This window comes from Nodosilinea sp. FACHB-131, assembly GCF_014695395.1.
In the GTDB taxonomy this organism is placed as follows: domain Bacteria; phylum Cyanobacteriota; class Cyanobacteriia; order Phormidesmidales; family Phormidesmidaceae; genus Nodosilinea.
Genome location: NZ_JACJOF010000015.1, coordinates 1 through 15,935 on the forward strand (window position 1 = coordinate 1; position 15,935 = coordinate 15,935).

Sequence of the window (15,935 nt, forward strand, 5' to 3'; positions counted from 1 at the left end):
AGTTACATTGAGCGATTCAACAATACTCTCAGACAGCGGGTTTCACGCTTTGTCAGACGCAGCTTAGCCTTCTCTAAAAGTCTGCGCAATCACATTGGCTTGCTGTGGAATTTTATTCACCACTACAACGCATCATTACCTCTCTAGTACTACCCCTTGTCACTCTCTATACTCGTTTTATCTAACCTATGAAATGTCGGTTATGGAGCTCATGCGATGTGTCTTTTCCTTTAGCCTAGATATGCTTTTACCTAAACTGCGCTACACCATATTCTCCATTAGCAATTTTCCCATTTTTTGAAACTCGCGTCGTACGGCCTGTTTAAGGTGACTCATGCCAATAGATTGTCCTTCTGCAGCGGCTAGAAAGGCAGCGGCTAGGGCAATATTGCGAATCTCTGCACCGGTAACTTCAAGCTTCTGAGCAAGGAGGTTAAGGTTGACATCGGCTGCGAGGGAAGTGCTATCTGGCCAGACTTGTTGCCAAATGTGGTAACGATCGCTTGCGTCAGGCAAGGGAAATTCGATAATAAACCGCAGTCGCCTAACAAAGGCAGCGTCTAGGCTGCTGCGCAGGTTGCTGGTGAGTAGGGCGATGCCTTCATACTCCTCCATTTTTTGCAGTAGGTAACCGACTTCAATGTTGGCGTAGCGATCGTGGGCGTCTTGCACCTCCGAGCGCTTGCCAAATAGAGCATCGGCCTCGTCGAACAGCAGAATGGCGTTGGAGTTAGCGGCGGCGGTAAAGATGCGATCAAGATTTTTCTCGGTTTCGCCGATGTATTTGCTGACAATTTTAGACAGGTCAATTTTGTAGAGGTCGAGCTGGAGTTCGTGGGCAATCACCTCTGCGGCCATGGTTTTGCCGGTACCCGGCGGCCCCGAAAACAAAGCATTGATGCCCTTGCCTAGGGAAAGCTTCTGATCAAACTTCCAAGCGTCGAACACCACATGCCGATACTGTGACTGACGACAGAGTTCTTGGAGCTGCAGCTGTGCGTCAGGCCGTAGGACAATATCATCCCAGTGGTATTTTGGCTCAATTTTGCGGGCTAGACCCTGCAATTCTCGCCCGGCTTGGGCGCGGGCGGCGGTAAATAGATGAGGCAGCGCGGTGGGCACCCCTTGCCACTGAGCGGTGTTGCGAGCCACCGCCACGGCCTCGGCAATTTGGGCTGCCGTGAGGCCAAAGCGATCGGCGAGGGCGTCGAGGTCGGTGGGAACAATTCCAGCCGAAATCGCTTCGTCAGCTGCCACGCCAATTTCCGTCAGATGCTTCTGCCAGCACTGCCGCCGCTGGGTAAACGCCAGCGGCAAAAACGGCACCACCACCACCACCAGAGGTGGCTCGATGGCTTCGGCGGCCCAATCGCCTGTACCCGCCAGCACCACCACCGTCTCGGTGGTAGCCACCAGTCGCAGCAGGGACTGGTATCCCAGGCGTTGCTCTGGGGTGAATGCCTCTACCCCCTCCAAGTACAGCAGAGCCCTTTGAAACTCTGCCTCTCGCCAGACCCGCCGCAGGGTCGGCTCTAGATCTACATTGACCGCCACTAGCCGGGGTAGATCAACCTGTAACAGCGGAACCTTGAGATAGTAGGCGAGGCTGAGAGCGGTGCGTCGCTGGGAAAGGCGATCGCGACCCTGAAAATATAGCCGCAGGGGCTGCTGATTTTGCCATGCTTGGGTGACCTGGTGCAGGGCTAGGTCGTTTAGGCTCTCGGGCTTACTCTCTGGAGCGGCTGTGAGCAACTGGCAAAAGGGCGACAGGCTAGCATCTAGCCCCGGCTGAGCCAGCAAAAAGCGTAGAACCTGACTATCTAGGTGCAGTTCTTGGGCGAGAAAGGTCGGTTTTGTGGTGAGTTCGCTTTGCAGGTGCAAGAGCTGATTGTGTAAGAGGGGGGCAGCAGAGGTAAAGTGCGATCGCCGCTCGAGCTTTTCAACTGCATCGGTACAGAGCAGATTGAGAGCCAGGTCAATGGTGGGGCGTTTGCAGCGCACGTCGTCTTGTAGATAAGCGTAGAGTCGTTCGTAGCGGCGATCGAGTTCGGGAGCCAGGGCGATCACCACCACATCTAAATCAAATTCGGTCAACTCAAAGTTTTGCTTCAACCACTCCAACCGAGAACCGGGTTGAGGCGCGATTGCTGGAATGGTTTCGTTGAATTTTGCACATACCTGAAAAGCAGGAACACCTGGTTCGCGATTCAAGAGGCGATTGACTTCGGATTCATCAATGTGCAGCCCGCGATAGGGATCGACCGCAGTATCAGCACCAGTGGCCTGCGCTATTCTCAAAGCCAGTTCTAATTGATGATCTAAGCGCTGTAGCCTTAACAATAGTTCTCTGAGATAAGACAAACTGGTGATAAATTCTGTCCGTTTTTTCATTCTTCTATGAGTATATTATTCTTGGAAGAACGATGCTAATTTCTGAGGGGGAAACATTCGTGCACGAAGCAAAGCAGAACCGATCAGCTCAATCTTCGATCAAACCCCAAGCCGAAGAAGCCTTCATAGGAAAGGATAGTTTCTCCTCAGAGGGAACGCAAGTTCAGCAATTTTTGAGTAGAGGACAGACCCCCAATCCCAAAATACAGGCTAAGATACTGAGTCGGATCCCGACTCAGCAAATGGCGGCTAATCCCCAATTGCTTCTGCAAATGCAACAGCAGTATGGCAATCGCTACGTCAACCAGGTAGTGCAGCAAGCGCGGGAACAGAGCAGATCCCCATCTCAGCCCTTCTTAATTCAACCGAAACTGACCATTGGAGCCGTGGACGATTGCTACGAGCAACAGGCCGACGACATTGCTGCCAGGGTCGTGGAACAAGTCAACACTCCCGTAATCGGCCCAGGAGAAGACAACAATCAGAGGGAATTTTCGGAAGCTACGCCCATTCAGCTTTTAGCCCAGAGGTTGCCCCAATCCACCGCTATAGTCGAGGGAGAAGCATCCGATGCATTGGAAGCATCTATCCAACAGGCACGCGGGAAGGGTCAGCCTTTAGATGCCAGCCTGCAACAGGCAATGGGCCAAGCGATTGGATCAGACTTTCGGAACGTACGAATTCACACAAATGCCACCTCGGATCAGTTAAATCGCTCTATTCAAGCAAAAGCGTTTACTACAGGCTCAGATGTGTTTTTTCGCCAAGGAGCTTATCAACCGAGAAGCAGGGAAGGACAAGCGCTAATCGCCCATGAGTTGACCCACGTAGCCCAACAGAGGGCGGCGAAGGCAGGGGCAGCCTCATCTATCCAGCGCACCATCTCTCATACATTTGGGGGAGAAGCCGTCCCAGTGAAGTGGACCGGAACCGCGGTGGAACTGTACCTTAAGCTAAATCAATGGCTGATAGACAATTTAGCAGACGCAGAAGTGCAAGCCCTGAAAAACAAGTGGGACAACAAGAGCAAATCGGAGATAATCGGCACCATTAAGGACATGATGACCAATCGAGGAAAAGCCTCCAACCACTTAAGAGAATTTGTGCATCTGTCTACAGCCTTGACAAGAAGAAGTCACACCTTTATAAACGAGGAGAATGCTATCAGAAAAATCTTAGCCGAGGGGTATCGGGAACAAGCCACGAAGAAAGAAGGCGACTTAGCCCAACAGGTGATAGACAGCGATATTGTGACTCGACTGAAGTCGGTTGCTACAAAAGTACAAGCATGGCCTCTTTACCAGAAGTATAAAGCGCAAGTAAAGGGAGAATATACCTACTACGCAAGAAAAGGATGGTATAAAGGCGGTATGTTAAGGCAAGTAGAAATTGACAAAGTATTAAGCAGCTCGAATGACTTTAAGAAACTGATCAGTGCTCTTCATGACGTCACAACATTCTTGTATGATTTTGAAGCTGATGCGGCCCTAATAAAAAAGTGGACAAGCATAATTGAGCAATTAAATAAGGACATTGAACAGCTAAGCGACGAGTATCGAAGTGCGCTATCTGATAACAATAGGGTACTGGCTGAGAATATACATAAGCGGTGGACAGAAAAGTACAACCTGGCAGAGTTTTATGATAAAAAAAGGCAGGCTTTAGAAAATGAAGAAAACCAAGCACATAACGCAGTCAAAGCCCCGGACGACAAAAGCGTGAGTTCTTACAGCTATACGCCAGCCCGAATAGAGGTAATTGACCAGGTAAGGCCAGAGGTTCCCATCCCTGGCACAGACAAATCCTACTCCTATATTGACGAAACCTCTGAAGTGATGAAAAAGGTGCGGCAGAGTGAGCTGTTAGTTGAGGTAGGGCCCTCCTACACGACAGCGCGGCTGATGCAGCTATGTGAAACAGTGGGATGTGACGACGACGAGAAGATCGCGGTTGCCCTGGCAATCTTCGCCTTTTGGAATAAAAACTATTGGAAGTCAGCATCAGGAATTCATCGCTTCCATTTCGTGATGGATATGTGCAAGAATTACGTTCCATCTCTTAATTATGACTTTGCGTATCCCGCGCAAATCACAGATTTACTCACTCCTTAAGTGGTCAAGAGGAAGTGGTTGCCGAGTTGGCTGTAGGATGTGCTAGGCGCAGCCATGCCATATTAATCTTCTAAATAGCATGAATTACACTATCACTAACTCATCCTACGATAGCTAAAGATCGCAGCTTAAATAACGAGACAATTGTACGGAGCGAGTTTCACAATAAATTAACTAACCGTACGAGAACACTGGTAAACCCGCTCTTATCTAAGAATGCTTCCCATGGGAATAGTCGAAGAGGATGGGTATCCCGCAGACTCTTCCGTTTGCTGTAAGACATGGGTTAATTCATGGGCAAGCAATGACTGCCCTACTCAGCTGTCTGGGTTGTATTCTCCCTGTCTCCAAAAGATGTCATGACGGTTGGTGAAGGCGTGCGATCGCAACTGCTGGTTTATCGCATCTGACGTGGCATCCGTATGCAGCCTGACCTGACTGAAATCCGCTCCGAATGTCTTTTCCATTGGTAGTCGAACTCTCTCTTCCAAAGGCTGTCCCCGTCCCTTTGTCCGTTGAATGGCAAATTCCAAGCCAGCAGACACTAATGTTTCTATCCCGTTTGTAACCGCAGCAATCGACTGTCTTTGCAGCGTTTGTTTCACACAAGACTTAGACCGGTTAGAAGATTAGGCTAAAACGGAATAATTTAATTCTTCTACTACCGTTGCTGCAACCCGATTAGCCTCCTTTTCATATTTGTCATCCAGTTGACTGATTGCCAATTTAGCCTGAATCAGACCGTTTTGAGATAATTCGCTCAGCAATTTGTAAGACAACCCTCGAAACATTGACCGATTTGAATAGATTCCAGGGTTTGCTCCAGAATATTCTCGGATGAGTTGGTTGGTTAGTTGCTTGGTTACCAATCTGCGCTTGCCGTTGCAGCACAGGATACAGTGCAGTGTTAGCAGTCTCTATGATTAAGGGTTGAGGAAAGGTAGCAGCAGACTTTGGTTCAACCAGGCAAGGAGACTTCATGAATACCTCGCGATCGCTTGAAATGAGGTTCCCATAATGTTACGAGAAGTATATCACCTGTCTGAGAAGACCTAGGCAAATTTGATCAGTAGGTAATCTCAGCCTTTGAGTATAAAATTTTTCTACTTTCCATTAAGATTTAAGGCATTAATTATTAAAATTTAATCTCGCAAGTAGAAGGAGTAGGTGTAGAGTTCTTTTGTTCCTTTGTTTTTACTTCTGAAACAGTAAAAATATTGCTCTTTCATGCTTCATGACCTAGATAGAACGCTAGAAGAATTGCTCAAAGCGGAATTGCCTCCTGCTCTAGTAGGAGATAATGCAACCACGAGGGTGTCGATCAGCTTTGCCACCCCTGATCACGAGTTCGCCAGCCAGATCTCCCAAGCCCCGGTGATCAACCTTTTCCTCTACGATGTGCGCGAAAATCTGGAGCTACGCAGCAACGAGTGGGTGCTCGATCGCCAGCCCGGCGGCACCGCCACCCGCCGTCGCCTCCCCGTGCGGGTCGATTGCTCTTACGCCATTACCATTTGGGTGGCCAGTGGCCAGCCCGACCCCCAAACCGAGCACCGGCTGCTAGGCGAGGTGATGAAAGCTTTGCTGCGGCACCCCACCATTCCAAGGGCCGTTCTGCAGGGCAGCATGGTAGACCAGGAGATTTTGCCACGCGGTTTGACTCTGCGGCCCACTCAGTTACAGAGTCTGGGGGAGTTTTGGCAGGCCATGGGTGGTAGGCCCAAGCCTGCGTTGAACTACACCGTAACGATCGCAATTCCGGTTTACGAAGAAGAAGAGGCCGTGGCGCTAGTTCTGGCCTAAGTATTAGAAGTCTGGGGTACCGCATGACAGCATGGATGACCATGACAACTAAGCGCCGACAGGTGGCGATCGCTGGACGAGTGGTCGAAGCCCTTACCCAGCGGGCGATCGCCGGGGCAGTTGTCACCATCAATCAAGCGCCGCCAGCCTTTCAGCAGAGACTAAGGCTAAAACAACTCACGGTAGGCGATCGCCCAATTGAAGGGCTTAGCCAGGTCGTTAGCGCGATCGATGGATGCTTTCACTTCCTTGATTTACCCGTCGGCACCTACACCCTGACTGCCTCACTGCCGGGTACCGGCACTTGCTACAGCACAGTTACTACCCCAGAACTAACAGTGGCCCTCAACAGTGAGGGCCAGGCCGAGCCGGCGATCGCCCCCATCACCCTACCTACCACGGCGCTGACCGGCACCATTACCCACAACAAAAAGCCTGTTTGTATGGCTCGCATTCAGGTCGAAGGGAGCAGCCCAGCGGTGTTTAGCAATGCTGAGGGCAGCTATCTGCTGACAGGTTTAGAGGTTTGGCCAGCCGGCGAGCCGGGGCAAGCACTCCGACCCAGGGTGCAGGTTTTTGCCAAGGGCTATCCCACCCTGGTGCAGGGGGTTCAGCTCAAGCAGGGTGGGGTGACCACCTTAGATTTTAAGGTGGCGGAAACCACAGCGAATTCTTCCTAAGGTAACAGGGTTCCTGAGCTATCTAGGGGCTGTCTAGAGGGCAGTAGCCCTAGCCCCTTCTCTGACTACATTCCCCATTATCTCTATCAGGAGAACTGTCATGGTAGCGCTGACAACGGTCATCACCCAATCGCCCGGAGTCTATGTTTCTGAAGAGAAATCGGCCGCGCCGATCGCTGGAGTTGGCACTAGCACCGCTGGCTTTATTGGCCTGGTTGAGCCCGTTGGTGCCACTACCCGAGCCATCGGCAGCGCTGAGGCCCCAGTTGACATTGCAGTCGCTAGTGCCAATCAAAGAAATTTTCCGTTACCCGAATCCGACATTGTCACCGAAGGCGACTTTGGCTTTTTGGTGGACGATGTTCCCAACACCGATGTAAAAATTACCAAAGACGGCAATAAATTTTCTGCTACGTTTACAACTGCACCTGGTAAAGACAAAAAAATTACCGGATACTACAAAGTTGCCGTTCAGTCCCCAGTGGCGGCGGCCCCTGAGGTCAAGGTCTGCACCAATTTCACCGAATTCAAAGACCTGTTTGGCGTGGTTGACACCACTAAAGGTGATGCCTCTAAAGAAGTCTTCATAGCGGGCCAACCAAATCTGCTGGCCCACGCGGTGCTAGGGTTCTTTCGCAACGGGGGCACGCGCTGCTATGTGGCCAGGGTAGCCAGCGACACCGAAGCCAGCGTGGGCCTAGTTCTGGATCAGTTTGAGGCGATCGATGAGATTGCGATTGTAGCGGCTCCGGGTTTACAGGAAACCCGCAAGTATATTGCGGACAACTGCGCTCTTCTGGGCGATCGCGTTGCCATTCTCGACGGCCCTCCCAGCGTTGACCTCAGCGCCACCAATGCCAAAACCCTGCTCCAGCCCTTCCCCTCCGATTACGCAGCGCTGTATTTTCCCTGGCTGCTGGTGTTTGACCCGGCAGCGGCAGACCCAAAGGTGCCGATCGCGGTGCCCCCCAGCGGCCACGTAGCCGGGATCTACGCTCGTGTCGATAGCCAGCGCGGCGTGTTCAAAGCCCCCGCCAACGAAGTAGTGGTCGGAGCCACGGCACTGGCGCAACCTATTAGCAAGCGAAATCAAGACACCCTGAACGAAAAAGGCATCAACTGCATTCGCAATTTCAACGGCGACATTCGCGTCTGGGGCGCGCGCACTCTAGGCGGCGAGGCCAACGGCGAGTTCAAATACATCAGCACGCGGCGGTTGTTTAACTACCTCAAAGAATCCATTGACGAAGGCACCCAGTGGACGGTATTTGAACCCAACTCCCCAGAGCTATGGGCCAAAATTCGCCGTAGTGTGACGGCCTTTTTGACAGTGGTATGGCGCAGCGGAGCACTATTTGGTAGCACCCCCGAGGAAGCGTTCTACGTCAAATGCGACGCCGAAAATAACCCCCCCAACCAGCGAGAGCTGGGGCTGGTGGTGACCGACATTGGCGTGGCCGTCGTCAAGCCCGCCGAATTTGTCGTCTTTCGGCTCAGCCAGCGGCAGGACGGTCAATAGATGGTGGCTCAACCGATGGCTCAAACCTACCTGACACCAGGGGTTCACTGGGAGCAGCACTTTTCGCCCCCGGCCCCCAGCTTTTTAACTGGGGTGCCTGTCTTTTTAGGCTTGGCGGAGCGGGGCGAGGTGGACAGCCCAAAGCTACTGACCCACTGGCCCCAGTATGGGGAGATGTTTGGGTTGGGAGCCAGCACCTTGCCCGATGCGGTGCAGGGCTTTTTTGGCAACGGCGGCAGGGCTTGCTACGTATTGCGCCTGCGCGATCTGGTTGACCTCGAAAAAGCATTGGCCGCTGGGCTGGAGGCGATCGCCAGTTTAGACACCATTGACCTAGTGTGCGCCCCCGACCTGGCCGACCACAGAAGCGATCGCTCACAACTGCTGACCCTGCAGCAGGCCATGCTAGATCACTGCGAGGAGATGGGCGATCGCTTTGCCATCTTAGATGCTCCTGCCCAAGCTACTCTTGCCGACGTGCAGGCCCACCAGAAGGCTCTGTCGCACCATGGTGCTAGCCGCAATGGTGCCCTGTACTATCCTTGGATCCAGGTGCAGCGCCTGAACCCAGCGGCGGCGGCGCACATGCCCCCCTGCGGTCACATCGCCGGTATTTATGCCCAAAGCGATGGCGATACAGGCGTTCATAAAGCCCCCGCCAATGTGGTTATAAATGGAGCCGTCGATGTCAGCGTGGATCTGTCCAACGTCGATCAGAGCAGGCTGAATCCGATCGCTCAGGGGGCAGGAGTTAACTGTATTCAAGTGCTGCCAGGGCGCGGTATTCGCTTGTGGGGAGCCCGAACGCTGAGTGAGGTAACTGCCTGGCGCCACGTGAATGTGCGACGGCTGTTTTTGATGGTGGGTCGCTGGGTCGATCGCAACCTGTCGGCCTTCGCCTTTGAGCCCAACGATCTCATGCTGTGGATTCGCATCGAGCGCGAGCTGACCGCCTACTTAGAGTCGCTACTGGCCCAGGGCATGCTCCAAGGCAATTCGCCCGAGGAGGCGTTTTTTATCAAGTGCGATGCCGAAATCAACACCCCTGAGGTGCTCGATCGCGGCATGGTGATTACCGAAATTGGCTTAGCCCCCACAGTACCCAGCGAATTTATTGTGGTGCGCCTCATTCAGGGCGAAACCGGCGTCACCCTGGTATAGCCGCCGCAACCTTTTTTTAACCTTTACCGGAGACCTAACCATGCCTGCTAGCAATGCCCACAACCCCGACCCCTACCAGGGCTATAACTTTTTTGTGGAGTGGAACAGCATTATTCACGCCGGGTTTCGGCAGTGCTCAGGCCTGAGCGCCTCCCAGGGCTCTGGAGAATATCGCGAGGGCACCGATCCGCCCACCATGCGTAAACTGCCGGGGCTCAACACTTACAGCAACATCACCCTGCAGCGCGGCATTACCAACAACAAAGAGCTATGGAGCTGGCGCGAGAACGTCATGAAGGGCAACCCCGATCGCCGCGACATTTCCATTGTCTTAATGGATCAAACCGGCCAGGAAAAAATTCGCTGGAATTTGACCAACTGCTGGCCAATCACCTGGACTGCCCCTGACTTTGACGCCACCACCGACGGCGCGGCGATCGAAACCTTTGAACTGGTCCACGAAGGTATCACCATCGACGACTGGAAGTAACCACCCTCACCCTCTTACTCCCCCACTCCCCCACCCATGCTCTCCACCGAATTCCCCTTCACCCTACCCCAGGGCTACCTCGACCCTGACGGCACCCTCCACCGCGAGGGCACCATGCGCCTGGCCACCGCCTACGACGAAATCGCCCCCCTGCGCGATCCACGGGTGCAGAGCAACCCGGGCTATTTAGTAATTATCTTACTGGCGCGGGTGATTACCCAGCTGGGAGAGCTGTCCTCCCTCAACCCCAAGGTGATTGAGGGTTTATTTTCGGCAGACCTGGTGTATCTACAAGACTTTTATCAGCGCATCAATCAGGTGGGGCACCCCCGGCTGCTGGTGAGCTGTCCCCACTGCCAGGGCGAGTTTGAAGTCGAGCCGGTACCTGCGGGGGAGTTACTCGCTACCCCCTAGCACAGCTGCAGGAGGAGGTAGCGTACATCGCCTATCACTTTCACTGGTCGCCAGAGCAGATTTTGCAGCTAGAACACCGCGATCGCCAGCAGTGGGTGTCTGAAATTGCCCGCATTAACCAGCAGCGCGATGGTCAAAGACCCGCCCGGTAGGGCCATCGCCCCACCATCAATCCAGTAGTTTCTGATCGAGACCTCCATGGTGCTAACGCCCCCCGCCAATACCCTATTTGCTGCCGCCCTAGAGCGATCGGGTCGCCGCCTCGACCCCTACATGGGATACAACTTTGTGGTAGAAATCGGCGGCTTGCTCACGGGCGGGTTTTCTACCGTGTCGGGGCTAGAGAGCAGTATTCAGCTGCAAGATTATCAAGAGGGCGGGGTGAACGGCTATGCTCACCAGTTTCCCAGCCAGATCACCTATCCCAACCTGGTGTTGACCCACGGCATCACCGATTTGAACGTGCTCTGGCGGTGGTTTAATGCCGCCGCCGAGGGCGTGGTACTGCGGCTCAACGGCACCGTGATCATGCTCGACAACCGCCGCCAGCCCATCACCTGGTGGAACTTCAAAGACGCCTATCCCGTGCGCTGGGTAGGGCCGCAGCTCGACGCCAGCAACGCCACCACCGTAGCGGTTGAACAGCTAGAACTCGTGCACCGGGGCGTGACCAAACCCTCCCTCGCCCTGGCGCTATCTGCCGTTCGGCTAGCGCGGGCGGGCCGAGCAACTACGTCGCTCAAACTCAATTCCTAGGGAGACGACGCATGCCGACCCCCCCGCAGCCAACCTGGCAAACCACCCTCAACCCCGGCCTAGTGCAGCGGCTGATGCGCCCTGTCACCCAGCCTGGCGTGATTGGTTCTGAGCTTACCGAGCAGATTCAGGCGCGGGCTGAGCGCTGGGCTAATCGCCTGCCGTTGTTGACTACCCTGGACCAGCGACACCTACCAGCGGCAGGTACATACCCTCAAACCCCGATCGTCTATGCCCAAGCCCTGCCGCCCGAGGACAACGCCGCTGTCCCCAAGCAAACGTCTATCTCCCCCGCCGCCAAGACTGATCACCCCATGGTCATTCAGGCCAAGTTTGCCCCTGGGGCTCCGGCTAATCGGGGCGCAAGCATGGCTCCAGCACCCCAGCCCTTACCAGACTTGCCCCAAGTTCAACCCAGGGCGGTGGCCGGGCTTAGTCGGTTAGATGCTGGGCCCGGTGCCTCTGGTGATCAATCTCCAAGGTTGAATGCTGGGTGGCCTGATCTAGCAGTGCAGTCGGTCAGGTCAGTCGGGGAGGTGCAGCCTACCCCGGTCCCATTATCTACTCCGTTCTCAGGGGCAGCGATCGGGCCGCCGCCCCTGCCATCCCCGCTGGGGCAGATGCTACCCATTGTCACCGCCAACTCCATCGTCAGGCCATCGGAGCGGGCTGATTTGCGGGTGACTTCGCCATTCCTGCTAGGGGAATCACAAGATTTGTCAATTTCCGCCGAAGGGCCACTAGCGATTTCGCCAACGCAACAGCGTTCGCATCAGGAGCGGTCCTTAACCGATCATGCCAGCGCTTTGTCCGCCCGATCGCAGGCTATCCCAACGGCTAAACTCCCTGGCCCAAAGGCTAAATCCGCTGACCCCACAGTCGAGCAGCCCCCGTCCCTACCCAGGGTGCGCAGCTTGGCTCCGAAGACGGACTGGGGGCAGCCCCCACCCCCGGTGCTGGCTCCGCTGGCGGTGGTATCGCCAATTCAGTCAATGCCTACCGGCTCTTGGGAGATAGCAAACCCTCATGGGGAAGCTCGAACGCTGCCGGGAGGTGGCCCGGTTGGGCCGACCGCAGGGCCAGAGTCGCCCTTGCCTGGGCCATCCATCGTGCGAGACATTCGTGGCGGATCGCTGGCGGCACCCGCCGCCGTGCCGCCAGTCCCAGCCGTGCTGCCAGTTCCAACGGTAGTCTCCCATGCCCCGTCCCCGCCCCTGGATGTGGAGGCCCTGGCGGATCAGGTGGAGCGCAAGCTGGCTCGCCGCCTAGCGATCGAGCGTGAGCGGCGGGGGTGGCGGTCATGAAGCTAGAGAAAATGCGGATCTGGCCCGAAACCCAGTACGGCCATTCCCGATTAGCCTCCTTTGAGGTGCTGTATAACCCCAGCCAAATTCAAATGGTGCAGGTGGGGTGGCAGCGCGGCAGCGGCAACCGTCTGGTGCCAGCCAACGTGCCCACTACCCTAAGCTTTGAGCTGTTTTTAGACACTAGCCTGCCCGACTCACTGCCCAGCTTTATGGATATGCTCAAGGCCGCGTCCTACCTCAAGGCCATGCCGGGGGCCAGACCCAAAATTAGCGTTGCTAAAGACGTGCGCCCCTACATCGAAAAAATTACTGACCTTACCAAGCCCAATGGCACCCTCAGCAAGCGCCCCCGGCCGCCAAGCTGCCATTTGCAGTGGGGCAACCTCGCCTTTTTGGGGGTGTTGATGCAGGTGACGACCAGCTACACCCGCTTTTTAGCCGATGGTACCCCCACCCGCGCTACCCTCAGCTGCGCCTTTGAGGAGTGGAAATCTGCTGAGACCCAGCAAAAGCAGAGCAAGCTGGTCGACGACCCCACTCGGATTGTCAAACGAGGCGAAACCCTCAGCAGTATTGCCGCTGAGGAATATGGTAACGGGGCGCTTTGGCGAATCATCGCGGCGGCAAACCAAATTACGGATCCGCGCCGCCTCAGGCCGGGGCAGTTGCTTACCGTACCGCCCCTGCGCCCTAACCGCCTTGGTCAACCCCCAGCATAGCCGCCATGAGTTTTACCAGCCGCGCTGAGATCCCCATTCCCACAATTAAGGTACAAGTGCAACATAGCCTGCGCCAGTTTGAGGCGATCGCTGATTTGCAAACGGTAGTGGTCACCGATGACATCGAAGCGCCCAGCATGTTTGCTCTCACCCTGGCTAGTTGGGACACCGAAGCGGGAGAGTTTACCTGGCTGGATGACGAGCTGTTTACAGTGGGGACGGCGATCGACATTCAAATGGGCTACGGCAGCGACCTGAAGCCGCTGATCTCGGGAGAAATCACCGGGTTGGAGCCCGAGTTTGCCCCCGGCAGCCCGCCTATCCTGACGGTGCGCGGCCACGACCTGCGCCATCTCCTCATGCACGAACAAAAAACGCGCTCATTCACTCAGATGAAGCTCAGCGATGTGGCTGAGAAGGTCATTCAAGAGGCCGGGCTGAGTGGTAAGGTGACCCCCACCGCCGATAAGCTGGACTATATTTTGCAGCACAACCAGACGGATATGGAGTTTTTGCAGAGTCAGGCTCGCCGCATTGGCTACGAGTTAGCGATGGTTGAGAAAACCCTGCACTTTCGCCCCCAGCAGTTTGCCCAGGACAAGGATAAGGACAAGGTGCTCACCCTCAGTCCAAAGTTCGACCACCTGGAGTTTGCCCCCCGCATGAGCGCCATGGGGCAGGTGAAGCAGGTGGAGGTACGTGGCTGGAACCCCCAGGAGACAGATCGCGATAAACAGCCGATTTTAGGCAAGGCCGTCGCCAATCGAGACGAAATCGGCAAAATGGGGGGCACCACCAGCGGCCCCATGGCAGCCTTTGCCGGCTCCAGCAACCCGATTGTGACCCAACCCGTGACCACCCAAGCCGAGGCTGATCTGTTGGCCAAGGCTCACTTCAACCAGCGATCGCTGAGCTACATCAGCGGCGACGGCTCCTGCAGTGGGCGCGCTGACCTGCGAGCAGGCAGCTTAGTCGACATTACCGATATTGGCCAGCGATTTAGCGGCCTCTACTACGTGGTCTCCGCCGTTCACACCTACGCCCCTGAGCAGAGCTACAGCACTCAGTTTTCTGTCCGGAGAAATGCCTTATGACCTCTACCCCACTGGCTCAAATTATCGGTACACCCGACCAAGGCGATCGCTTCTTTGGCGTTACTGTTGGCATTGTCACCAATAACCAAGACCCAAAAGAACTGGGCCGGGTCAAACTCAAATTTCCCTGGCTCAGCGACCTGGATGAAGGGGCCTGGGCGCGGGTGCTAACCCCCATGGCAGGCCGCAACCCCGACACCAATCAGGCCTATGGCCTCCATTTTCTGCCCGAGGTTGACACCGAGGTCTTGGTTGCCTTTGAGCAAGGCGACATTGAGTTTCCCTACATTCTGGGGGCCCTGTGGAACGGCAAAGACAAACCCATTAACCTTAACAGCGACGGCAAAAATAACCACCGCACCCTTAAATCTCGCAGTGGCCACACCATTCAGTTCGACGACACCAAGGACAATGAAAAAATTGAAATTATCGACGGCAGCGGCAAAAACAGCATTGTCATCAGCACCAAAGACAATACCGTGACGGTCACGGGCGATGCCGATATTTTGATTCAGTCGAAAAACGGCAAACTTAAGCTCAGCGGCAAGGGCATTGAGCTTAAATCCGGGGCTGAGATCAAAGTCGAGGCCCAGCAAAATCTGGAGCTGAAAGCAGGACCTCAAATGACGCTTAAAGCCAATTTAATCAATATCAATTAATCAGGAGCCTTTCCCATGGGTCAACCCGTAGCCCGTCAGGGCGATCTGGTCATCACGGCCTGTCTGCACCAGGTGCAGGGGCAACCCAACCCCCCCGGCCCCCCGGTGGTGGCCCCCGTTTCCCACCCCTTCAGCGCCACTCTCGATCAGCAGCTTAGCCAAAAGGTCAAAATTGACGGCAAGTTTGTGGTGCTCCAGGGCAGCGCCGGGCTGGCTAAGGGGCACGTGGCCTTATCACCACCAGGCACTGTCCCCCCAGCGAGCTTTGTGAAGCCGCCAAACAATCGGGCGGAGGTGATGCGGGGCAGCGGCACGGTAAAAATTGAGGGCAAGCCGGTGGCCCGCATTGGCGACCCGGTGCAGACCTGTAGCGAGCTGCCGCCGCCCCACGGAACGATCGCCCCCGGCCCCGGCACACCCACCCAGGTTTTAGTTGGAGGCTAGCCATGGACAGCGACTTTTTGGGGGTGGGATGGCAGTTCCCGTTGGCCATAGCAAACGGGCGGGTGCAGATGACCCGCTACGAGGCGGCGGTGCGCCAGTCCATTGAGATGATTTTGAGCACCGCTCCGGGAGAGCGCCTGATGCGGCCTGACTTTGGCTGCGGCATCCATGACCTGGTATTTGCCACCAACGGGGCCGAAACCATCGGCCAAATTGTCAGCGAAGTGCAGCGATCGCTGGTCGAGTGGGAAGCCCGCATCGACGTGCTGGATGTAGCCGTGCAGCCCAGCGCCGACAACCCCAGCCATCTGCTGATTCAGATCAACTACCAGGTGCGCAACACGACCAACCGCTTCAACCTGGTCTACCCGTTCTATCTTGAGTAGT

General features: G+C 55.3%; 17 protein-coding genes. 16 read left to right on the forward strand and 1 reads right to left on the reverse strand.

Annotated elements, in window-relative coordinates; genetic code table 11:
* Window positions 1-147: IS1 family transposase (locus H6F75_RS09790; protein ID WP_242019556.1), on the forward strand; the 147-nt coding region annotated here is incomplete at its 5' end.
* A gap of 114 nt (window positions 148-261) precedes the next feature.
* On the opposite strand, the gene H6F75_RS09795 is transcribed toward H6F75_RS09790, so the two are convergent.
* Window positions 262-2,298, reverse strand: a complete 2,037-nt coding sequence (locus tag H6F75_RS09795) for an ATP-binding protein (protein ID WP_199303855.1) — start codon at window positions 2,296-2,298, stop codon at window positions 262-264.
* Window positions 2,299-2,423: 125 nt separating this feature from the next.
* Here H6F75_RS09795 and H6F75_RS09800 point away from each other — a divergent pair, with 125 nt between their 5' ends.
* The 15 genes from H6F75_RS09800 to H6F75_RS09875 all read left to right on the forward strand — a co-directional run bounded on the left by H6F75_RS09800 (window position 2,424) and on the right by H6F75_RS09875 (window position 15,934).
* Window positions 2,424-4,502: a DUF4157 domain-containing protein gene (locus H6F75_RS09800; RefSeq protein ID WP_242019858.1), complete on the forward strand. Its 2,079-nt coding sequence runs from the start codon at window positions 2,424-2,426 to the stop codon at window positions 4,500-4,502.
* A gap of 1,227 nt (window positions 4,503-5,729) precedes the next feature.
* On the forward strand, window positions 5,730-6,305 hold the full coding sequence (locus H6F75_RS09815; RefSeq protein WP_190751642.1) for a DUF4255 domain-containing protein: 576 nt from the start codon (window positions 5,730-5,732) through the stop codon (window positions 6,303-6,305).
* Between the two features lie 41 nt (window positions 6,306-6,346).
* The gene (locus H6F75_RS09820; RefSeq protein ID WP_190751644.1) at window positions 6,347-6,985 is read left to right on the forward strand and encodes a carboxypeptidase regulatory-like domain-containing protein; all 639 of its coding nucleotides are present in this window, start codon (window positions 6,347-6,349) and stop codon (window positions 6,983-6,985) included.
* A 100-nt stretch (window positions 6,986-7,085) separates the two neighbouring features.
* Window positions 7,086-8,504 carry a phage tail sheath subtilisin-like domain-containing protein gene (locus H6F75_RS09825; protein ID WP_190751646.1) on the forward strand — a complete coding sequence of 473 codons (1,419 nt, stop codon included), beginning with the start codon at window positions 7,086-7,088 and terminating at the stop codon, window positions 8,502-8,504.
* The gene (locus tag H6F75_RS09830) at window positions 8,505-9,665 is read left to right on the forward strand and encodes a phage tail sheath subtilisin-like domain-containing protein (RefSeq protein ID WP_199303856.1); all 1,161 of its coding nucleotides are present in this window, start codon (window positions 8,505-8,507) and stop codon (window positions 9,663-9,665) included.
* Between the two features lie 40 nt (window positions 9,666-9,705).
* Entirely contained in the window at window positions 9,706-10,155 is a 450-nt protein-coding gene (locus H6F75_RS09835) for a phage tail protein (protein WP_190751648.1), read from the forward strand.
* Window positions 10,156-10,191: 36 nt separating this feature from the next.
* Entirely contained in the window at window positions 10,192-10,569 is a 378-nt protein-coding gene (locus H6F75_RS09840; RefSeq protein ID WP_190751650.1) for a phage tail assembly protein, read from the forward strand.
* Between the two features lie 5 nt (window positions 10,570-10,574).
* A complete protein-coding gene (locus H6F75_RS28995; RefSeq protein ID WP_347710634.1) occupies window positions 10,575-10,721 on the forward strand; it encodes a DUF6760 family protein in 147 nt (48 codons plus the stop codon).
* A gap of 46 nt (window positions 10,722-10,767) precedes the next feature.
* Window positions 10,768-11,325 (forward strand): phage tail protein, encoded by a 558-nt coding sequence (locus H6F75_RS09845; protein WP_190751652.1) that lies wholly within the window; start codon window positions 10,768-10,770, stop codon window positions 11,323-11,325.
* Window positions 11,326-11,336: 11 nt separating this feature from the next.
* On the forward strand, window positions 11,337-12,629 hold the full coding sequence (locus H6F75_RS09850; RefSeq protein WP_190751653.1) for a hypothetical protein: 1,293 nt from the start codon (window positions 11,337-11,339) through the stop codon (window positions 12,627-12,629).
* Window positions 12,626-13,351 carry a LysM peptidoglycan-binding domain-containing protein gene (locus H6F75_RS09855; protein ID WP_190751655.1) on the forward strand — a complete coding sequence of 242 codons (726 nt, stop codon included), beginning with the start codon at window positions 12,626-12,628 and terminating at the stop codon, window positions 13,349-13,351. Before H6F75_RS09850 ends, H6F75_RS09855 begins: the two co-directional genes overlap by 4 nt.
* Window positions 13,352-13,356: 5 nt before the next feature.
* Window positions 13,357-14,445, forward strand: coding sequence for a contractile injection system protein, VgrG/Pvc8 family (locus H6F75_RS09860; protein WP_190751657.1), 1,089 nt, complete (start codon window positions 13,357-13,359; stop codon window positions 14,443-14,445).
* A complete protein-coding gene (locus tag H6F75_RS09865; RefSeq protein WP_190751659.1) occupies window positions 14,442-15,104 on the forward strand; it encodes a phage baseplate assembly protein V in 663 nt (220 codons plus the stop codon). The genes H6F75_RS09860 and H6F75_RS09865 overlap by 4 nt, the downstream gene beginning before the upstream one ends.
* A gap of 15 nt (window positions 15,105-15,119) precedes the next feature.
* Window positions 15,120-15,548 carry a PAAR domain-containing protein gene (locus H6F75_RS09870; protein ID WP_190751661.1) on the forward strand — a complete coding sequence of 143 codons (429 nt, stop codon included), beginning with the start codon at window positions 15,120-15,122 and terminating at the stop codon, window positions 15,546-15,548.
* A gap of 2 nt (window positions 15,549-15,550) precedes the next feature.
* Window positions 15,551-15,934: a GPW/gp25 family protein gene (locus tag H6F75_RS09875; RefSeq protein WP_190751663.1), complete on the forward strand. Its 384-nt coding sequence runs from the start codon at window positions 15,551-15,553 to the stop codon at window positions 15,932-15,934.
* The last annotated feature ends 1 nt before the right edge of the window (window position 15,935 follow it).